Raw genomic sequence first — 19,892 nt, 5'->3', positions numbered from 1 at the left:
CGGCCACGGCGGTTGATACCAGTGTGCCGAATCAGCAGCTGGTGGCCTACGGTTTCTCCGATGGCTCGGTATCTGTCGTCCAGGAGACCTATAGCCTCAGCTATCCCAATGACCAGCGGCTGGTGACCCCGGGGCTGGATTACCCACTGGGTGAGGAACCCGTCACGCTGGACGAGCAGGGCCGCGCCTTGCGCGAAGTCGCCGTGCAAAGCACGGATGCCGGCATGATGGTTGCCGGCGTCACTGAAGACAATCAGATCCTTGTGGGGCGTTACCGGATGAACCAGGGTCTGTTCGGCAACGGCGGTAGCGTATCCGGTGATAGCTATTCCGTGCCCTCACTACCCGGTGGTGCCCAGGTGGAACACTTGATCGTCGATGCCACTGGGCGTTTTTTGGTGGTCGCGGACGATCGGGAACAACTGCATTTTTACCATGTCGAGCGCGCTGAAGATGCCCGGTTGATCGAGACGCTTCCCACCGAGCGTGGCCAGGTGAACGCTCTGGAGTTTCTGGTCGGTACGCTGTCGGTGATCATCGGCACGGACCAGGGGTCGGTCAGCCAGTGGTTTATCATTCGGGACGATAACAATCAATTCCATCTGACGCCGGTGCGGGACTTTGGCTCCATGCCGGGCTCGGTGACCACTATCGCACCGGAATATACCCGAAAAGGTTTCGCGGCCGGTGACGACCAAGGCAATGTCGGCCTTTTCTACGGGACATCGTCGAGCACCCTGGTGATCGAGTCGGTCACGGATCAGCCCATTTCGCAACTGGCATTGTCGCCCATTAACGGCCGCTTGTTGGCGCTGGATAATGACCAGCGGTTGCATATAGCCTCGGTCTGGAATGAGCATCCGGAAATCTCCATGAGCTCACTCTGGCAGAAGGTCTGGTATGAAGGCCGACAGCAGCCCGAGTACGTCTGGCAGGCTTCCTCTGGCGCGGATGACTCCGAGGCGAAAATGAGCCTGGTGCCGTTGTCTATCGGTACGCTCAAAGCCGCTTTCTACGCGATGCTGTTTGCCATCCCTCTGGGTGTGATGGGCGCCATTTACACCGCCTACTTCATGACCCCCAAGCTGCGTGGCGTGGTCAAACCCACCATTGAGATCATGGAAGCCCTGCCGACGGTCATTTTGGGTTTTCTTGCCGGTCTATGGTTGGCACCGTTTCTGGAAAATCACCTGCCAGCGGTATTCAGTATTCTGATTTTCCTGCCGGTCACCATGTTGGCCGTAGGGTTGTTGTGGAGCCGGTTGCCATCGGCGATTCGCAGCAACGTCCCGGAAGGTTGGGAGGCCGCCATTCTGATCGTCCCCATTCTGTTGACCGGATGGGCCTGTATCGCGGTCAGTCCGCACGTCGAAGTGTGGTTCTTTGATGGCAGCATGCGCCAATGGCTGACCAACAACAATATTGACTACGATCAGCGCAACGCACTGGTCGTGGGTATTGCCATGGGCTTTGCGGTGATTCCCACCATTTTCTCGATCGCCGAAGACGCGGTGTTCAATGTGCCCCGCCATTTGACCCAGGGGTCTCTGGCCCTCGGGGCAACCCGCTGGCAGACCGTAATAGGTGTGATTCTGCCCACCGCCAGCCCGGGTATCTTCTCGGCGGTGATGATGGGCTTTGGTCGTGCAGTGGGTGAAACCATGATTGTGTTGATGGCCACCGGCAACAGCCCGGTGCTGAACTTCAATATATTCGAAGGTATGCGCACCCTGTCCGCCAACGTGGCGGTGGAGCTGCCGGAAACCGCCATTGGCAGCACGCACTTCCGGGTGTTGTTCCTCGCCGCTCTGGTGCTGTTGGCCCTGACATTTGTGGTCAACACTCTGGCCGAAGTCGTTCGCCAGCGTTTGCGTAAACGCTACAGCAACCTGTAACCATTGGGAGCCTGATTGATGAAAGCCTGGTTTAAAAGTGGTGCCCCCTGGGTATGGCTGAACGGCGGTGCCGTGGCGCTGTGTATGATTATGGTTGTGGGCCTGTTGGGGCTGATTGCCGTTCGCGGTTTTGGCCATTTCTGGCCCGCTGATCTGGTGCAGATGTCGGTGCTGGATCGCGATGGCGACCGACAGGAAGTATTGGGAGAACTGGTCCGTAAGGAAGTCATTCCCGCGCGAGTGGCGCGTACCAATGGCTACACCGTGGGCGAGGATGTCCCTCTGGTGACCCGCTATCTGATCAAACAGGGTAATCGGGATCTCGGTAGCGATTTTCAGTGGTACCTGGATGTGGGCATGGGTGAGTGGCACTACCCGGAAAATGCCATTGTGGTTGAACGTCGCGAGTGGGGTAACTTTTACGGTTTCCCGGTGGCGTTGAAAGAACACGGCGAAGTGATCAGCCGCCTGGGCGATGAGGATTTCTGGCCAGAGGTGGAAGCCCGGGTCGAGCGCAGCGTGGATCTGCACAACGAAATCCGTCGCAAGGAAAAGGTGGAGATTGGCAGCATCAACCACAAGCTGGAACGGCTGCGCCTGGAGCGTCGCCGCCTTGAGCTGCAGGGTGTTTCGCCGGAAGAAATGGCGCAGGCCGAAGAGCAGTTTGCGGTCGAGCGAGAGGCATTGAACGAAGAGTACCGCCGAATCAAGGCGGAGCGCGACGCGATTTATGAGCAGATCGAGCGGGACAGCTTTGATGTTGAAACCGTCAACGGAATGGAAAAAACCATTCACCTGCATAACATCGTGCGGGTTACCCGCTCCAACCACCTGGGTGTGTTTGGCAAGCTGGCACACTACATGGACCGGTTCTGGGAGTTCCTGACCGAAGAGCCCCGCGAGGCCAATACCGAAGGCGGGATTTTCCCGGCCATCTTCGGCACCGTCACCATGGTGATTGTGATGTCGATCATGGTTACCCCGCTGGGCGTGCTGGCCGCCATTTACCTGCGCGAGTACGCCCGTCAGGGCACGGTACTGAAGCTGATCCGCATTTCGGTGTACAACCTGGCCGGTGTGCCTTCAATTGTATACGGGGTGTTTGGTCTGGGTTTCTTTGTGTACTTCCTGGGGGGCAGCATTGATGAGCTGTTTTTCCCCGCGTCCTTACCGGCCCCGACCTTTGGTACGCCGGGTTTGTTCTGGGCGTCTCTGACTCTGGCCCTGTTGACCCTGCCGGTGGTGATTGTTTCCACCGAAGAAGGCCTGGCGCGTATTCCCAGCACCATCCGTCAGGGCAGTCTGGCCCTGGGGGCGACCAAGTCGGAGACCCTGTGGAAGGTGGTGGTGCCTCTGGCCACGCCTGGCATGATGACCGGCCTGATTCTGGCCATCGCCCGTGCCGCCGGTGAAGTGGCACCATTGATGCTCGTCGGTGTGGTCAAGCTGGCACCGAGCCTGCCCATTGATGGCAACTACCCGTACATTCATCTGGATCAGAAGATCATGCACCTCGGGTTCCATATTTATGACGTCGGCTTCCAGAGTCCGAACGTTGAAGCCGCTCGCCCCCTGGTTTACGCGACGGCGCTGACGCTGGTGTTGTTGATCATTATTCTGAACCTTACAGCCATCAAAATTCGTAACACGCTGCGCGAGAAGTATCGCAGCGCCTCTGATTGATCGCGGGAGCCTAGCATGTTAGAAGACACTACCAAGCAAAGCGGGTCATCAACGGCACCCGACCACCAAGCACACGTGGGCGCGCCCCGCCCTCAGACACAGGGTAATGCCATGGCATTGGAAGACGAGACCATCAAGCTCGAGGTCAATAATCTGAATTTGTACTACGGGGATAATCGTGCCCTGAAAGACATCAACCTGAAGATTCCCGAAAAGAAGGTAACCGCCTTTATCGGACCTTCCGGCTGCGGTAAGTCGACGCTGCTGCGCTGTTTCAACCGGATGAATGACCTGGTGGATATCTGCCGCATCGAAGGCGAGATCCTGATGGATGGCAGCAATATGTACGACAAGAAAGTCGACGTGGCCGAGCTGCGTCGTCAGGTGGGTATGGTATTCCAGAAGCCCAACCCATTTCCGAAATCCATTTATGAAAATGTCGCCTATGGCCTGCGTCTGCAGGGCGTAAAGTCCCGCCGGGTTCTGGATGAAGTGGTGGAGAAGTCCCTGCGCGGCGCTGCCCTGTGGGAAGAAGTCAAAGACCGGCTGCACGACAACGCCTTTGGTCTGTCCGGTGGTCAGCAGCAGCGTCTGGTCATCGCCCGCGCCATTGCCATTGAGCCGGAAGTGATTTTGCTGGATGAGCCGGCGTCGGCATTGGACCCGATTTCAACACTGAAAATTGAAGAGCTGATCTACGAGCTCAAAGATCAATACACCATTGTGATTGTGACCCACAATATGCAGCAGGCGGCCCGGGTTTCGGACTATACTGCGTTCATGTACATGGGCGATCTGATCGAGTTTGGTGACACCGATTCGCTGTTTACCAACCCGACCAATAAGCAAACCGAAGATTATATTACCGGCCGGTACGGCTAAGAGGAGCACTCATTATGGTCATGGATATCAAATCCCATACGCATCATATTTCTCAGCAGTACAATCTTGAGCTGGATGAAATCAAGACCAAGCTGTCCGAGATGGGTGGACTGGCTCAACGTCAGGTTAATGATGCCATACAGGCGCTGATTGATGCCGATGCCGAGACCGCCGAGCGGGTGGTTCGGGAAGATGATCACGTCAATGACATGGAGCTGGATATTGACGAAGACTGCGTTCGCATTCTGGCGCGTCGCCAGCCAGCGGCCAGTGACCTGCGTCTCGTTATCGCGGTTACCAAAGCCATCACGGACCTGGAGCGGGTGGGTGATGAGGCGAGCAAAATCGCCCGGCAAGCTATCGCCCTTAGCGGTGACGGCTCCACACCGCGCGGGTACGTTGAAGTGCGCCACATCGGTGGCCATGTCTCGCGCATGTTGAGTGACGCACTGGATGCGTTTGCTCGTCTGGATATCGACCTGGCACTACGGGTGGTGGAAACGGACAACACCGTGGATATGGAGTACAACTCCGCCATGCGGGAAATGCTGACCTTCATGATGGAGGACCCTCGCAATATTTCCCGTGCCCTGAACATCATGTGGAGTCTGCGCGCCCTGGAGCGGATCGGTGATCACGCCCGAAACCTGGCCCAGTACGTGGTGTATCTGGTGAAGGGTGAAGATGTGCGCCACGAATCCTATGACGAGATTCAGGAGCAGATCCAGGACGACAACGAGTAGTGTTCAGCTCGCCAGGGCCTGCAGTATCCACAGGCCCAGCGTGACCGTCACCAACCCGAAAACCGTGGACTGGACGATCATGGTGGCCGCCAGGGAGGCATTACCGCCCATGGCCCGCACCATGACAAAACTGGCGGTAGCCGTGGGCGACGCGGCCAGCAGAAAGACCACCGCCAGCGCCTGACCCTCCAGCCCCAGAGCCAAGGCGATCAGGACACCGACCAGGGGCGAAACAATCAGCTTCCAGGTGGTGGCCGCCAGGGCGCCACCGCCCACTTGCCGTAATGACTTCAGATCCAGCGCGCCGCCCACACACAGCAGGGCCAGTGGCAGGCTCATCTCACCCAGATAGTTACCCGCCCGTTGAACGGGCTCGGGCATGGGGCCTTCAATCCAACCGTAGAACAGTCCGGCGACAATGCCGATGATCAATGGGTTGCTCACCACACCCGAGAACACGCCCCGCATGCCTCGCCGGCTGTCCAGGTCCCGGTTGAGCGCAATGACCGACAGTACGTTATAGAGCACGATGGTGATGGCGATGGGTAGGGCGGCCATGGCCACGCCGCTTTCTCCGTAGGCATTGGCGCAGTAGGCCAGACCGATGATCACCAGGTTGCCCCGGAACGCCGCCTGGGCCAGGACGCCCCGGTCCCGCCGGTCGCGCACAAAACCGTCCGCCGTGAGCAGACTCAACAGAAAAATGGCGATCGCTCCGGCTACTACCGCGAACAGGATGCGGCCGTCGGCGGCGGCACCAAAGTCGGTGGTGGCGCTGCTGAAAAACAACAGTACCGGCAAGCCCACCGCAAATACCAGGCGCGATGCCGTGTTGATGAAGGTCTCATCAATCATCCCGATGCGGCGTAACACCGCACCAAGAATCACCATCAGGAAAATCGGTGTGGTGACCGAGAGTGAGAACAGGAATGTCGATAGCAAATTGGTGCTGTCCAAGAGCGCTCTCCGGGTTGAGAACGAAAAAAGCCCGACATGACTGCCGGGCTCTACAGACTACCACGCTATCTAATCGACCCGCTTACTTCGGGACGTCAAACGGGAAGTAGTCTTTCGCGTTGTTGAAGCTGATGTCCTGAATCATGCTGCCGACCATTTTCAGGTCATTGGGTACCGTACCGGCGGCCATATCATGGCCGAGGATACGGCACAGCAGGCGCCGGAAGTACTCGTGGCGGGAGTAACTCAGGAAGCTGCGGCTGTCGGTCAGCATCCCCACAAACCGGCTCAACAGGCCCAACTGGCTCAGGGCTTCGATCTGGCGCTTCATGCCGTCCAACTGATCCAGGAACCACCAACCGCTACCAAACTGCATCTTGCCGGCGGCCGAGCCATCCTGGAAGTTGCCGATCATGGTGGCGATCATCTCATTATCGCGCGGGTTCAGATTGTACAGAATGGTTTTGGCCAGGCGGTCGTCGTTGTCCAGACGGCCGAGGAATTTCGACAGCGGCTTGGCGTAGTTGTGGTCGCCAATGGAGTCGAAACCGGTATCCGGGCCCAGATCGCGGAACAGCCGCGGGTTGTTGTTGCGGATGGCGCCAATGTGGTACTGCTGGACCCAGCCTTTCTCGTGGTCCTGACGGGCGAACTCCACCAGCATCGCCGAGTAGAACTTGTCCAGCTCGGTCTGGTCGAGGTCCTTGCCGCCGCGCACTTTGGCGAAAATCGCCTTGATTTCAGCGTCGGTATAGTCTTCGGCGTGGACGGTTTCCAACCCGTGATCCGACAGGCGGCAACCCTGCTCATGGAAGAAGTCGTGACGCTTCTGCAGGGCGCTCATCAGGTCGTCGTAAGTGCTGATCTGTACGTCAGCCACTTCCCCGAGCCGATCCAGGTAGGTGTTGTAACCCTGGGTATCTTCGGCGGCCATGGCCTTGTCCGGGCGCCAGGTGGGCAGCACATTGGTGTTGAAATTGCTGTCCGCGGCGATGGACTGGTGATGGCGCAGGTCGTGGGTCGGGTCATCGGTGGTGCAAATGACCTTCACATTGGCCTGGGTGATCAGGCCCTTGGCGCTGAATTCCGGCGTCGCCAGCAGTTCGTTGCACTGGTCCCACACCTCGCGGGCATTTTCGCCGCTGAGCAGCTTGTCGGTGATGCCGAAAGGCTTCTTCAGTTCCAGGTGGGTCCAGTGATACAGCGGGTTGCGCAGGGTATTCGGTACGGTTTCGGCCCAAGCCTGAAATTTCTCCCAGTCGCTGGCATCACCGGTGCAGTACTTTTCGCTGACACCATTGGAGCGCATCGCTCGCCATTTGTAATGGTCACCCGCCAGCCAGACCTCGGACAGATTCTTGAACTGTTTATTTTCGCCGATCTGATCCGGGGGGAGGTGGCAGTGGTAGTCAATGATCGGCATGTCTTTGGCGTAATCGTGGTACAACGCCTTGGCCTGCTCGGTGTCGAGCAAAAAATCGTCGTGTATAAAAGTCATTCTCACAATTCCTCTCAACACACAAAAGCCGTCACCGGGTGCCGGGCAGACCCCAATGTCGGTTGTGCAGCTGGTTTAGGCAGCGCCCACAGCGAGAACCGGAGTCCGGCCCCAAAACGCGCTGTACTGCTTGCATACTGCCAGGGTTGATTTATTGTGCGATGGTGTCCACCGCGTTTTGTCCCGGGATCACTCAGTGGGCCCGGCGCCGCTTATGATGCGGATCAGGGTCAGTTTACCTCCTGAGTGAGCAAATATAAACAGTCATTGTTCGGGGTGGTGTACGGCTGTAAGTGCTTGCTAACATCGAAGCCCAATTATATCAATGTTGTGGTCATCATGAAATAAAGGGGTGCTATTTCACCAATAGTGAAATTCTTGCGCGGCTCCCCCGGTCTCTGGGCCTTTAGCCCCGGGGGAGTGGCGTCTGTTGCTGGCTTTAACAGGGGCCGCCCGGGGGTATACAATTCAGGGCTAACCATCCAAGTGTCTGTGGCCCCGGGTGGGGCTGGCGCTTAACAGGAGAGTCAATTATGGCCCGCACGCCTTCCAATATGCTTCCTCTGGGCACTGAGCTGCCCGATACCACTTTGCCCGATCCCGCCGGGGAGACCTGGAAACTGAGCCAGCGCATGGGCGATAAGGGGCTGGTGGTGATGTTCATCTGTAACCACTGCCCGTTTGTCCTGCATATTGCGCCGTTCCTGGAAACACTCAACGACCGGCTCAATGAAATGGGCATCCGCTGTATCGCCATCAGCTCCAACGATGTCAAGGAGTACCCGGCGGATTCTCCGGAAAAAATGGCTCAATTTGCCAAGGAGTACAAACTGGCGTTCCCGTACCTCTACGACGAAACCCAACGGGTGGCCAAATCCTTTGATGCGGCCTGTACCCCGGATTTCTACCTGTTTGACCGGAATAAGCGGTTGGTTTACCGGGGCCAACTGGACGACAGCCGTCCGGGCAATGATATTCCGGTGACCGGGAAAGACCTGCTGGCGGCGGCTGAGTTGGTCGCCAGAGGTGAGCAGCCCCCCGAAGATCAGCAGCGTCCCAGCCTGGGCTGCAATATCAAGTGGAAATCCTGATTTTCAAATAAGAAAATCAATCCGCATGTTAAATTCTGTGTCAGGAGGGACGAATCCGGCGTCCCTCTCTCTCCGTCCCTGGGGTACAGCCGGATTTGCCGTTTGCCCAAATCGGCTTTGTTTTACGCGCCAAGAGCGCGCCTTCAGAAATTGAAGATCAGTCCCCCCTTTTTTTACGCCATCTGTGGCAAATGTCGCCAGACTTTTCACTTCTTACCTTAGCGACTTTTTCTTCTTTGCAATTTGTGATCTCCCTCTCGTCCCGCAAGCCCTTCTGCATTTTTCCCTGAAGCGCTGTCGATATACTTTTTGGTGAGTGGACGCTTTGGCCTCGGTCAGAGCCGGAAACTCGAAGAAGTATAAGACTGACGCTGCATACACAGTGGTATTCGGTAGGGACTGGTGAGTATTTCAGGTCCGGTATGCGGTGCGCTATTCCTTGATATTTTTCTCGCATAAAAACCCGGAAAGGAGATAATTTCCCATGACGTTTTCAAAGATAAAAACAATCAGTGGCGCTTTTTTGTTGGCCGCCGGATTAATGGTGGCCCCGATCACCCAGGCTCAATCCGTTCAATGCGATTATCTGGTTCAAAGTGATTGGGGCGCTGGCGCCATTGCGAGCATCCAGATTACCAATAACGACACCTCGGCGATCAATGGTTGGCAGGTGAGTTGGGAGTATGAGCACAGCACCATTACCAACCTTTGGAATGCCGAACTGGAGGGTTCCAATCCCTACAGTGCGACCAACCTTAGCTGGAATCAGTCGATCCAGCCGGGGCAGTCGATTGAATTTGGATTTCAGGTGAGTCAGAACGGCGACGCGGAAGTGCCGGAGCTGTCGGGTGCTCTCTGTGGTGGGGCGAGCTCGTCCAGCAGCTCGTCGGTTTCGTCGAGTTCCAGTAGCTCGCAATCCTCATCGAGTAGTTCGGTCAGTAGCTCGTCCAGCAGTAGTTCCTCCGTTTCGTCGAGCGCTTCCAGTTCGTCCAGCTCCTCTGTGAGCGACCCCGGGGGGCTGACGGCCGTGGAGCTGACCGAGCAAATGGGCGTGGGCTGGAATGTCGGCAACTCCCTGGACGCCATTGGCGGTGAAACCGCCTGGGGGAATCCCGAAATTACCCGGGAGCTGATCGATAGGGTAAAAGCCGCGGGTTTCGACACGCTTCGGGTGCCGGTAGCCTGGAGTCAGTTCTCCGATACCGAAAATTTCATCATCGAGGAGAGTTGGAAAAACCGGGTAGAGGAAGTGGTCAACTACGCGCTGGACGCGGACCTGTATGTGATCATGAACATCCACTGGGACGGTGGCTGGATGCAGCCGACCTACGCGGATCAGGAGTATGTCAACAATCGTCTGGCCATCATGTGGACCCAGATAGCCGAGCACTTTGAGGCCTACGATCATCGACTGCTGTTTGCCGGTACCAATGAGGTAATGGTCGAAGGCGATTACGGGACGCCAACCGAGGAGTACTACACCGTCCAGAACAGCTTCAATCAGACCTTTGTCGACACCGTGCGCGCGACCGGTGGCAACAACGCGGATCGTTATCTGGTGGTTCAGGGGTTCAATACCAACATTGATCACACCGTGAACTTCGCCGAGATTCCCGAGGATACGGTCAGTGATCGGCTGTTGATGGAGGTGCATTACTATGACCCCTACAACTTTACGTTGAACGAAAGCAGCAACATTACCCAGTGGGGTTCGATCGCAACCGACCCGAATGTCACCGAAACCTGGGCCAATGAGTCCTACGTGGATAACCAGTTCCAGCGGATGCAGACGAACTTCATCGACCAGGGTGTCGGGGTCATTCTGGGTGAATATGGCGTTATTTCACGGCAGAATGTCGAAGGTCACGATACCTATCGGCGCTATTGGAATGAATACATTACCCAGTCAGCGCTTGATCACGGTATGGTGCCAGTCTATTGGGACAATGGCTATGCAGGAAACGGCGGTTTCGCACTGTTTGATCGCTACAGTGGCAGCGTCATTGAGCCGGAGCTGGTGGAGGTGCTGGTAGGGGCTTCCGACTGACCGCATCGTCAGTAAACCCGCACCGAAAAGCCGAGCGCAGGCAATGCGTTCGGCTTTTTTTGTTGTTGAGGGGCAAATTTCACCCAAATGGGGTATGCGGTTTGAAGCTGTGACGCATAAAATTGTCTACAAAACCGACACAATGCGGAGCATCAAAGATGACGACTTGGGGATATATCAAAGCAGTAAGCCTTCTCAGCCTGCTGGCGCTGTCCGGCTGTGTGGCCGAGGATGATGAAGGAGAAGATACCCGTGAGCTGGATAGTTCCGGCGGTGGTAGCTGTTCGTTCCAGGAGTTGGTGACAGCCTCTGACCGGGATGCGGCCAACGCTTGTGGGACACAGGTATCGACCCAGTTTCTGGCGGCGGATGCCTACTATCAGCAGGCACTGGAGCTCTGTGCTGAGGGTTACCAAAGTGAGGCCGAGGAGGTCTATGGTAACTATGAAATTCAGGTGAGCTATGCTCGTGACGTAGCGGCCGGATTTGATTGCGGCAGCGGCTCCACCGGTGGCGGTGGCGGTGGCGTAAGCGTTGAAGACCCCAGCGAACAGATTTACTACAACCTCTGTGTCGGACAGACCACCGATACCATCTATGCGAGTTGTTATGGACCGGTTCAGTACGGCGATAATGACTGCGGCCCGAACACTGACGGTGTCTCCTACAGCTACCTGACCAAGTATGACTCCCGATCAGAGTGCATTAACGAGCGGGATGACTACCTACGAAACTTCTAGCCCGGACCATCTCCAATGAAACGCCTGGTTACGCTGGTTACCGTTGTATTTATTGGTGTGAGCGCTTTCAGCGTGGTGCGAGCCTTGTATCAGGGAGGTGACGAGCGCGCAGGGACGCCGCTGCTCAAGGTCCCGGTTGAATCACTATCGGAACGACCGGGTCGCGGGACCTCGGCGCGGAGCGCAACCGCTCCGGTCGAGGCACCCAGGGAGGACGCGCAGGCGAGCCGGTCAGATGCGGTGCCGGAAGAGCGTCGGCGCCTCCACGACGATCTGAGTTTGGGAATCGCGCTGGGGTTCACGCGCGAAGAGGCGCTGGCGCTGATTCAACAGACCGACCTGGAACAGCTTGAGGCCTTCTTTTCACAGCGCTCTCATATTACCGCTGACTGGCTGAATCGGCAGGGACTGGGTGTTGAGCATCTGCGCGAACTTTACGCCCGCTGGGCGGCGGGAACCCCTCCAGAACTCGCCCCGGATAACCCGGGGGCGCTGATATTCAGCCGTTATCGCTCGGGTCAGGACGGCAGCCCCTTCCGAGCCCAGAACCGCTTCAGCGTGCAAGACCGGACGGTCTATCTGCACTACCAGGTGCCGACTGAGTACCAGCAGGCGTCGGTGATCATTCGGTGGGCGCGAGAGGACCAGCCGGGCCTGTCCCACTTTGACTACCATCCGTTGACGGACCATACCGGGTTGCGACAGGAGGCCTGGGTGCGTCCCCGGCAGGGATGGGAGCCCGGCACCTATCGGGTCGAGATTTATGGTGCCGAGCCTTCGCTGCCCCTCATCGCGCAGCGGGACTACGAGGTGTTGCCCTGAAGGGCGCTCGCGGTTGAGCGCCCCCCTTAACGTTGCAAGTAACTACTCGCCTTTCTTCTCCCGCTCAATCGCCCGATAGGCGATATCCTTACGGTAGAAAACCCCGTCCCACTGGATGCGATCGGCCAGGGCGTAGGCGCGCTGCTGCGCTTCGCTGACAGTATTGCCCAGGGCGGTGGCACACAACACCCGGCCGCCGCTGGTGACGACTTTACCGGAGGCGGTCTTGGTGCCGGCGTGGAATACGCGCTCACCGGGGGTCTCTTCGGTAGGGAGACCGCTGATTTCGTCGCCCTTGTTATAGCTGCCCGGGTAACCACCGGCGGCGAGCACGACGCCGACCGCGGCGCGCTCGTCCCAGTCGGTGTGGGCCTGATCGAGTTTGCCGTCCAGTGCGATCTGGCACAGCTCGGCCAGGTCGGATTTGAGGCGCAGCATGATCGGTTGGGTTTCGGGGTCGCCGAACCGGCAGTTGTATTCGATCACTTTCGGCTGGCCGTCCGGGGTGATCATCAGGCCGGCGTACAGGAAGCCGGTGTAGGGGTTGCCTTCGGCGGCCATGCCCTCCACGGTCGGTACAATCACCTGCTGCATGATGCGCTCGTGCACCTCGGGGGTGACCACCGGGGCCGGGGAGTAGGCGCCCATGCCGCCGGTGTTGGGGCCGGTATCGCCTTCACCCACACGCTTGTGGTCCTGGCTGGTGGCCATGGGCAGAATATGTTTGCCGTCCACCATGACGATAAAGCTGGCTTCTTCACCGGTGAGAAATTCTTCGATCACCACGCGGCAACCGGCGTCCCCAAAGGCATTGCCGGAGAGCATGTCACGCACGGCGTCCTGGGCCTGATCCAGGGTTTCCGCCACGATCACGCCTTTACCGGCGGCCAGGCCGTCGGCTTTGACCACGATGGGCGCACCTTTCTCTTCCAGGTAGGCCAGGGCGGGCTCCACCTCGGTGAAGGTCTGGTAATCCGCGGAGGGGATCTGGTGCCGGGCCAGGAAGTCTTTGGTAAAGGCCTTGGAGCCTTCCAACTGGGCGGCGCCCTTGGTGGGGCCGAAGCAGGGCAGATCGCGCTCGGCGAAGTAGTCCACCACGCCTTCGACCAGCGGCGCTTCCGGGCCGACGATGGTCAGCGCCACGTCATTGTGCTGGGCGAACTCTGCCAGAGCCGGAAAATCCAGCACGTCGATATCCACGTTGACCAGGTTTTTCTCCAGGGCCGTGCCGGCGTTGCCGGGGGCCACAAACACTTTGTTGACCTTGGGGCTCTGGGCCGCCTTCCAGGCGAGGGCGTGTTCACGTCCGCCGCCGCCGATGACCAGTAGGTTCATGCTTTAGACCTTTCGTGGTTTGGATTGACTTGAGTTACGGCGGATGCGGCCTTTGGCCTTATCCGCCCTACGGCCGAGCGCAGCGGTATAAATCCGCGTAGGGCGGATAAGCCGAAGGCGCATCCGCCGTTGCCGATTAATGCCGGAAATGGCGCATGCCGGTGAATACCATGGCGATGTTGTGCTCGTCGGCGGCGGCGATCACTTCCTCGTCGCGCATGGAGCCGCCGGGCTGAATCACCGCGGCAATGCCGGCGGCACCGGCGTTGTCCAGGCCGTCGCGGAACGGGAAGAAGGCGTCTGAAGCCATCACCGAGCCCTTCACTTCCAGGCCGGCGTGCTCGGCCTTGATGCCGGCGATGCGCGCGGAGTTGACGCGGCTCATCTGGCCGGCACCGACACCGATGGTCTGGTTGTTTTTGGCGTAGACGATTGCGTTGGATTTCACAAACTTGGCGACCTTCCAGGCAAACAGCAGATCGCGGATTTCCTGCTCGTTAGGGGCGCGCTTGGTGACCACTTTCAGGTCCGACTCGGCTACCATGCCGTTGTCGCGATCCTGCACCAGCAGGCCGCCGTTGACGCGCTTGTAATCCAGCCCGCCGATGCGCTCGATGCCCCACTGGCCGCAGGCCAGCAGACGGACGTTTTTCTTGGCGGCCACGACCTGTACGGCCTCATCGGACACGGTGGGGGCGATGATCACTTCTACAAACTGACGCTCGACAATGGCTTGGGCGGTGGCACCGTCCAGCTCGCGGTTGAAGGCGATGATGCCACCAAAGGCGGATTCCGGATCGGTGGCAAAGGCTAGGTCGTAAGCGTCTTTCAGGTTGGCCGCGGTCGCCACGCCACAGGGGTTGGCGTGCTTGACGATCACACAGGCGGGCTGCTCAAAACTTTTCACACACTCCAGGGCGGCGTCGGTGTCCGCCACGTTGTTGTAGGACAGTTCTTTGCCCTGCAACTGCTTGGCGGTGGCGATGCCGGCTTCAGCGGGGTTCTGCTCCACGTAGAAGGCCGCCTTCTGGTGCGGGTTTTCCCCGTAGCGCATTTCCTGGGTTTTCTGGAACTGACTGTTGAAGGTGCGCGGGAAGTGCTCGCTGCCACCCTCGACCTTGCGGCCGAAGTAGTTGGCAATGGCGCCGTCGTAGGCGGCGGTGTGCTCGTAGGCCTTGATGGCCAAGTCAAAACGCAGGTTCAGGCTGGTTTTGCCGTTGTTGGCATCCAGCTCGGCCAGAATGCGCGCATAGTCGCTGGCGTTGACCACGATGTTGACGTGGGCATGGTTCTTGGCGGCGGCGCGGACCATGGTGGGGCCACCGATGTCGATGTTCTCTACGGCATCTTCCAGGGTGCAGCCGGGCTTGGCCACGGTCTGCTCGAAGGGGTAGAGGTTGACCACCACCATGTCGATGGCATTAATGCCGTGTTCGCCCATGACCGCGTCATCCTGCCCGCGCCGGCCGAGAATGCCACCGTGCACTTTCGGGTGCAGGGTTTTGACCCGTCCGTCCATCATCTCAGGGAAGCCGGTGTAGTCAGAGACTTCCACGGCGGGAATGCCGTTTTCCTTGAGCAGGCGGAAGGTGCCGCCGGTGGACAGGATCTCCACACCGCGCTGGTGCAGTGCCTGGGCAAATTCCACAATGCCGGTTTTGTCAGAGACGCTGATCAGCGCACGATTTACGGGTGCTAGGTCGGTGGTCATGGTCGGTGAGTTTCCCCCAATGCCGGTGTCAATTCAGGTGAGTTACAAAAGCAGAGGGGGTGGTTTTATGCCACCCCCTCGGAATTCGGGTTGTCGCGCTCAGAGCAGGTCGTACTGCTTGAGCTTCTTGCGCAGCGTGCCACGGTTCAGCCCCAGCACCTGGGCGGCGCGGGTCTGGTTGTGACGGGTGTACTTGAGGACAATCTCCAACATGGGCGCTTCCACTTCGGCCATCACCATGTTGTACACGTCGCTGACGGGCTGGCCGTCGAGGTTTTGAAAGTAATTCTCCATGGCCTGTTCCACGCAGCCGCGCAGGGACTGTCCGTGAGTGAGCGTGTGGGTGTGGCCCGTATCGCCCAGGGGAGCCAAAAAGTTTTCTGCTGTGTTCATGCCGCTTGATCCTCTTGTTCTATCAGCTGTTCAAAGTACTTCAGAACGCTGTCCAGTTGTTCTTGTGCGTTGTCCATACGGTTAAACGCCTGACGAAACGGGTCGCTACCGGGTACCGTCTGCAAGTACCAGCCCAGGTGCTTGCGAGCGATGCGCGGGCCCAAATAGTCGCCATAAAATCCGTAGAGGTCACGCAAATGACTGCTGAGAATGTCCCTGACTTCAGTCAGTGGCGGTTCGGGGACCGATCTACCAAAACGCAGGTAGTGATCGATTTCCCGAAAAATCCAGGGGCGCCCCTGGGCGGCCCGACCGATCATGACGGCGTTAGCGCCGGTCTGGTCGAGTACCTGTTGCGCCTTGTACGGACTGTCGATATCACCATTGGCAAATACCGGGATGGTTACCGCATCCACCACGGCGGCTATGGTGTCGTATTCCGCTTGGCCCTGATAGCGATCGGCCCGCGTCCGGCCGTGTACGGCCAGGGCCTGAATGCCGATATCCTCCGCCATCCGTGCCACGCGCACCGCATTGCGATTATCCCGGTCCCAGCCGGTGCGTATTTTCAGGGTGACCGGCAGGTTGGTCGCCGCTACCACTGCCTGCAGTATATCGGCCACCAGAGGCTCATCTCTGAGTAGAGCGGAGCCGGCGGCCTTTTTGCACACTTTCTTGGCGGGGCAGCCCATATTGATGTCGATGATCTGGGCGCCGTTGTTCGCGTTGAGTCGGGCGGCGTCGGCCATCATGGCCGGGTCGCCTCCAGCAATCTGTACTGAAATCGGTTCCGCCTCGCCGGCGTGGTCCAGGCGCAGCCGACTTTTGCGGCTGTTCCAAAGGCTTGCATCCGACGTCACCATTTCCGAGACCACCAGGCCGGCACCCAGTTTCCGGCACAGCTGCCGAAAAGGACGATCCGTCACACCCGCCATGGGCGCGAGAATCACCCGGCTGTCTATTTGATGGGTACCGATCCGAAACACGCGACTCACCTGTTCGAGGGTCTCAATGGCCGTAACCGACAGCCCCGGAAAAGGTTGGCTATGATACCCGTTTGGCCCCGGATTGGGAACGAGCAAAACCGCCGAATTGATGTTTTTTTGATCGGTTTTGATTCGCCCCAACAGGCGGGGCCGGGAGGAGGGCCGGTCAGTGGGGGATGTAGGCTCGGTAGTTGACGGCGCTCGGGCCGGGGTCCACCAGCTCCAGTGTCAGGTGGACGGGCTGGTTGCTGGGCATGATGGTGCGACCTGCCAGCTCGCCAGAGAGGTACTCTTCGGGGGTGAATTGACGCGCCGCCACCACCTCGCCATTGAGGTCACTGAACTCCAGCACCAGGCCGGGAAAAGGTTGGTCAAAGCGGGCGGTGTTGAGCAGTATCGCATCGACCATCAAGGCGCCCTCACGCTCCGGGTGATTGCGGACCACCAGGTTGTAGGCGCGGATCTGGCGGCGATCGACCAGTTCGGGCATCTGGCAGCCAATCAGGGGGCATACGGTTGCATAGACGGTGCGGTAGGGCTCCATCCGGCTCCAGCGGTCAAATTGTAGCCAGGCAACCTGAACGAGCAGGGCGACCGCCGCGAGCGCAACCAGCGATGGCCAGAGCCAGCGCCGTCGGCGGGTCTGTCGGTGAGTCCAGTTCATCTCGACCGGCTCGGGGTCGATGTTCATCAGCAGCGCCGAGCGTTCGGGATCGTGGGCGCGCATGCGCTCACCGCCCTGGTAGTCGTCGACCTGCTCGGCATCGCTGCTGGCGAGGTGGAACTTGATGTGTTCTCCAGGGGGTGGAGGTTCCGGCTCGTCCATCAGTTCAAAGTCTGACGGTACGTCCGAGGCGGGCTCGGGGGCCGGTTCGACCCGAACACTGGCGGTCTGCTCTTCCTCTTCTTCGAGCAGGCTCATGGCCCAGGATTCGTCGGTGTCGTCAACAGACTCCGAGGCCCCCTCTTCCTCAGGACGAGGGGTTCGCTCGAACAGTGAGTGCGTGCTGTGCGAGCGGGATTGTTCGCCGACACCAAACGGATCGTCTTCGCTCTCGGGGCGGGACTGATCCATATCATCACTGATCAGAAAGTCATCGTCATCCAGCGCGCTCGACTCCTGGTCGATTCGCGACTGGTCAAAGCGCAGCCCGGTCTCCTTGGGCTTTTGCTCAGCGCGCGGACGCGCCTCTTTCGGCGTAGGGGACGGCGCCTTGGGGGCGGCGGGTTTGCGCTCCGCTTTGGTGGTGGTCGGTCTGTTCTGGGTGGGTTTTTGGGGGGAGCGGCGCACCAGGGCCGGCTCGGCCGCTGGCGCCTGGGCCCCCACCAGATGGTCCCGTGCCTTGAAGATATGCAGGCAGGCCCCACAGCGCACGGCCCCGCGCGCTGACTGTAGCTGCGCCGGGGTGATCCGGAACGACGTCCCGCATTGCGGGCAGCGGGTCACCATGTTAGTCGGGGCCATGATTGTTCAGTGTTCTCCTCACCCGAAACGGGGTCGTTACGGGCGTATTTTGGTGCCGGTCAGTCTCACCCAGCCGTCTTGTTCGGCCACCGGGTCAAAGTCAAACCAGGGGCGATAAGCCGCCATCACGGTTTCGGCTTGATTGGCCAGAATGCCAGAAAGGCAGATCTTGCCGTCAACCCGGGTCATGCGCTGCAGTTGTGGCGCAAGTTCAACCAGAGGGCCGGCAAGAATGTTGGCCAACATGATATCGGCCGTCACCTCGGGGCATCGTCCGGGCAGATAGACCGGCATGGCATTTTCTGGCAGCGCGTTGCGTGCCGCATTGTCCCGCGTGGCGGTAAGCGCCTGGGGATCAATATCCACTCCCGTCACCCGGTCGGCACCGAGCAGCAGCGCCGCAATTCCCAGAATGCCCGAGCCACAACCGAAGTCCACAAGGTCCAGACCGTCGAGCTGCTGTTGGTCGAGCCACTGCAGGCACAAAAACGTGGTGGGATGGGTGCCGGTGCCGAACGCGAGGCCCGGGTCGAGCATCAGGTTGACCTTGTCGGGCTCCGGGGGTTCCTGCCAGCTGGGGCAGATCCACAGGCGTTCGCCACAGCGAATGGCCTGGTAGTGGCTCATCCACTCCCGCTCCCAGTCCTTATCTTCGAGCTGTTCCCAGCGGTGCTCGGGCAGCGGCCGGTTCCAGGCGGAAGCCAGCCGCTCGCTGACCGCACGCGTGTCGATGTCGGCATCGTACAGGCCGGTCAGGCGCACCTGGTCCCACAGCGGGGTTTCCCCCAGTGCGGGCTCCAGAATGGGCTGATCGGCGTTGTCTTCCAGCGTAACCGACACAGCGCCGCTGGCCAGAAGAAGATCTTCCAGCGCCTCGGCGCTATTCCGGTCCGTGGTCAGTTTCAGTTGCAACCAGGGCATAGGGCGTCAGCTGGAAAGCTTTTTCTCCAGGTAATGGATGTTGACGCCACCTTTGCGGAACTCGTCGTCCCGGACCAGCCACTGTTGCAGCGAAATATTGGTACGGATGCCGTCGATGATGGTCTCATCCAGGGCGTGACGCATTCGGTTCAATGCCTCTTCCCGGGTCTCGCCGTAGGTGATGATCTTGGCGATCATCGAGTCGTAGTTCGGCGGTACCGTGTAGCCACTGTACAGGTGCGAGTCCACCCGCACACCCAGACCGCCCGGCGGATGGAAATTCTTGACCTTGCCCGGGCAGGGCATGAAGGTTTTGGGATCTTCGGCATTGATGCGGCACTCGAAGGAGTGACCGCGAATCACCACGTCTTCCTGCTTGATGGACAGCTTCTCGCCCGCACAGACGCGAATCTGCTCTTTGATGATGTCGATACCGGTCACCATTTCCGAGACCGGGTGCTCCACCTGAATGCGGGTGTTCATCTCGATGAAGTAGAAGTTGCCGTCTTCGTACAGGAACTCGAAGGTACCGGCACCTTTGTAGCCCATCTTGATGCAGGCGTTGACACAGGCCTGTGCGGTTGACTGGCGAACGTCTTCCGGGATACCGGGGGCCGGCGCCTCTTCGATCACCTTCTGGTGGCGGCGCTGCAGCGAGCAGTCGCGGTCGCCCAGGTGAATGGCATTGCCCTGGCCGTCGGACAGCACCTGGATTTCCACATG

The 19,892-nt window shown here is 59.1% G+C and carries 16 protein-coding genes and 1 pseudogene; 8 read left to right on the top strand and 9 right to left on the bottom strand.

From position 1 onward, the window contains the following. The 4 genes from B3187_RS08115 to phoU form a co-directional block, all read left to right on the top strand. Window positions 1-1,895 (top strand): ABC transporter permease subunit (locus B3187_RS08115; RefSeq protein ID WP_286805660.1); only part of this gene is annotated, 1,895 nt, incomplete at its 5' end. 18 nt (window positions 1,896-1,913) lie between these two features. Continuing rightward, the gene (gene pstA / locus B3187_RS08110) at window positions 1,914-3,578 is read left to right on the top strand and encodes a phosphate ABC transporter permease PstA (RefSeq protein ID WP_286805658.1); all 1,665 of its coding nucleotides are present in this window, start codon (window positions 1,914-1,916) and stop codon (window positions 3,576-3,578) included. A 111-nt stretch (window positions 3,579-3,689) separates the two neighbouring features. Then, complete coding sequence (gene pstB, locus B3187_RS08105) at window positions 3,690-4,460, top strand: phosphate ABC transporter ATP-binding protein PstB (RefSeq protein WP_024459592.1); 771 nt, start codon at window positions 3,690-3,692, stop codon at window positions 4,458-4,460. Between the two features lie 20 nt (window positions 4,461-4,480). Then, window positions 4,481-5,203, top strand: coding sequence for a phosphate signaling complex protein PhoU (gene phoU / locus B3187_RS08100; protein WP_024459593.1), 723 nt, complete (start codon window positions 4,481-4,483; stop codon window positions 5,201-5,203). Between the two features lie 3 nt (window positions 5,204-5,206). Here the strand turns inward: phoU and B3187_RS08095 are convergent, their stop codons facing one another. Both B3187_RS08095 and uxaC read right to left on the bottom strand, forming a co-directional pair. Continuing rightward, complete coding sequence (locus B3187_RS08095) at window positions 5,207-6,160, bottom strand: AEC family transporter (RefSeq protein WP_286805655.1); 954 nt, start codon at window positions 6,158-6,160, stop codon at window positions 5,207-5,209. Window positions 6,161-6,242: 82 nt separating this feature from the next. Next, entirely contained in the window at window positions 6,243-7,658 is a 1,416-nt protein-coding gene (uxaC, locus tag B3187_RS08090; RefSeq protein WP_286805653.1) for a glucuronate isomerase, read from the bottom strand. A 533-nt stretch (window positions 7,659-8,191) separates the two neighbouring features. Between uxaC and B3187_RS08085 the strand changes: the two genes are divergently transcribed. The 4 genes from B3187_RS08085 to B3187_RS08070 all read left to right on the top strand — a co-directional run bounded on the left by B3187_RS08085 (window position 8,192) and on the right by B3187_RS08070 (window position 12,358). Beyond that, window positions 8,192-8,749, top strand: coding sequence for a thioredoxin family protein (locus B3187_RS08085; protein ID WP_286805651.1), 558 nt, complete (start codon window positions 8,192-8,194; stop codon window positions 8,747-8,749). A gap of 484 nt (window positions 8,750-9,233) precedes the next feature. Next, the gene (locus tag B3187_RS08080) at window positions 9,234-10,796 is read left to right on the top strand and encodes a cellulase family glycosylhydrolase (protein ID WP_286805649.1); all 1,563 of its coding nucleotides are present in this window, start codon (window positions 9,234-9,236) and stop codon (window positions 10,794-10,796) included. Between the two features lie 158 nt (window positions 10,797-10,954). After that, window positions 10,955-11,536, top strand: coding sequence for a hypothetical protein (locus B3187_RS08075; RefSeq protein WP_286805647.1), 582 nt, complete (start codon window positions 10,955-10,957; stop codon window positions 11,534-11,536). A 15-nt stretch (window positions 11,537-11,551) separates the two neighbouring features. Beyond that, window positions 11,552-12,358 (top strand): hypothetical protein, encoded by an 807-nt coding sequence (locus B3187_RS08070; RefSeq protein WP_286805645.1) that lies wholly within the window; start codon window positions 11,552-11,554, stop codon window positions 12,356-12,358. Between the two features lie 42 nt (window positions 12,359-12,400). Here B3187_RS08070 and purD read toward each other — a convergent pair whose 3' ends face one another. The 7 genes and pseudogenes from purD to B3187_RS08035 form a co-directional block, all read right to left on the bottom strand. After that, on the bottom strand, window positions 12,401-13,693 hold the full coding sequence (gene purD, locus B3187_RS08065; protein WP_286805643.1) for a phosphoribosylamine--glycine ligase: 1,293 nt from the start codon (window positions 13,691-13,693) through the stop codon (window positions 12,401-12,403). A 136-nt stretch (window positions 13,694-13,829) separates the two neighbouring features. Beyond that, a complete protein-coding gene (gene purH, locus B3187_RS08060) occupies window positions 13,830-15,404 on the bottom strand; it encodes a bifunctional phosphoribosylaminoimidazolecarboxamide formyltransferase/IMP cyclohydrolase (protein ID WP_286805641.1) in 1,575 nt (524 codons plus the stop codon). A gap of 99 nt (window positions 15,405-15,503) precedes the next feature. Then, window positions 15,504-15,797, bottom strand: a complete 294-nt coding sequence (gene fis / locus B3187_RS08055; protein ID WP_286805639.1) for a DNA-binding transcriptional regulator Fis — start codon at window positions 15,795-15,797, stop codon at window positions 15,504-15,506. Next, complete coding sequence (gene dusB, locus B3187_RS08050; RefSeq protein ID WP_286805637.1) at window positions 15,794-16,783, bottom strand: tRNA dihydrouridine synthase DusB; 990 nt, start codon at window positions 16,781-16,783, stop codon at window positions 15,794-15,796. Before dusB ends, fis begins: the two co-directional genes overlap by 4 nt. 166 nt (window positions 16,784-16,949) lie before the next feature. Beyond that, window positions 16,950-18,248, bottom strand: a complete 1,299-nt coding sequence (locus B3187_RS08045; protein ID WP_286805635.1) for a DUF3426 domain-containing protein — start codon at window positions 18,246-18,248, stop codon at window positions 16,950-16,952. A 36-nt stretch (window positions 18,249-18,284) separates the two neighbouring features. Beyond that, window positions 18,285-19,169, bottom strand: coding sequence for a 50S ribosomal protein L11 methyltransferase (gene prmA / locus B3187_RS08040; protein ID WP_286805633.1), 885 nt, complete (start codon window positions 19,167-19,169; stop codon window positions 18,285-18,287). Window positions 19,170-19,175: 6 nt separating this feature from the next. Further along, window positions 19,176-19,892: pseudogene (locus B3187_RS08035) on the bottom strand (acetyl-CoA carboxylase biotin carboxylase subunit); the annotation flags it as partial.

This window comes from Marinimicrobium sp. UBA4209 (assembly GCF_002381585.1).
Classification (GTDB): domain Bacteria; phylum Pseudomonadota; class Gammaproteobacteria; order Pseudomonadales; family Cellvibrionaceae; genus Marinimicrobium; species Marinimicrobium koreense.
The sequence above is the reverse complement of the archived record's forward strand: the minus strand, read 5'-3'. Positions and strand labels throughout refer to the sequence as shown.

Coding starts and splice junctions, on each gene's coding strand:
- pstA (WP_286805658.1), top strand. CDS start 1,914: ATGAAAGCCTGGTTTAAAAGTGGTGCCCCCTGGGTATGGCTGAACGGC.
- pstB (WP_024459592.1), top strand. CDS start 3,690: ATGGCATTGGAAGACGAGACCATCAAGCTCGAGGTCAATAATCTGAAT.
- phoU (WP_024459593.1), top strand. CDS start 4,481: ATGGATATCAAATCCCATACGCATCATATTTCTCAGCAGTACAATCTT.
- uxaC (WP_286805653.1), bottom strand. CDS start 7,658: ATGACTTTTATACACGACGATTTTTTGCTCGACACCGAGCAGGCCAAG.
- B3187_RS08085 (WP_286805651.1), top strand. CDS start 8,192: ATGGCCCGCACGCCTTCCAATATGCTTCCTCTGGGCACTGAGCTGCCC.
- B3187_RS08080 (WP_286805649.1), top strand. CDS start 9,234: ATGACGTTTTCAAAGATAAAAACAATCAGTGGCGCTTTTTTGTTGGCC.
- B3187_RS08075 (WP_286805647.1), top strand. CDS start 10,955: ATGACGACTTGGGGATATATCAAAGCAGTAAGCCTTCTCAGCCTGCTG.
- B3187_RS08070 (WP_286805645.1), top strand. CDS start 11,552: ATGAAACGCCTGGTTACGCTGGTTACCGTTGTATTTATTGGTGTGAGC.
- purD (WP_286805643.1), bottom strand. CDS start 13,693: ATGAACCTACTGGTCATCGGCGGCGGCGGACGTGAACACGCCCTCGCC.
- purH (WP_286805641.1), bottom strand. CDS start 15,404: ATGACCACCGACCTAGCACCCGTAAATCGTGCGCTGATCAGCGTCTCT.
- fis (WP_286805639.1), bottom strand. CDS start 15,797: ATGAACACAGCAGAAAACTTTTTGGCTCCCCTGGGCGATACGGGCCAC.
- B3187_RS08045 (WP_286805635.1), bottom strand. CDS start 18,248: ATGGCCCCGACTAACATGGTGACCCGCTGCCCGCAATGCGGGACGTCG.
- prmA (WP_286805633.1), bottom strand. CDS start 19,169: ATGCCCTGGTTGCAACTGAAACTGACCACGGACCGGAATAGCGCCGAG.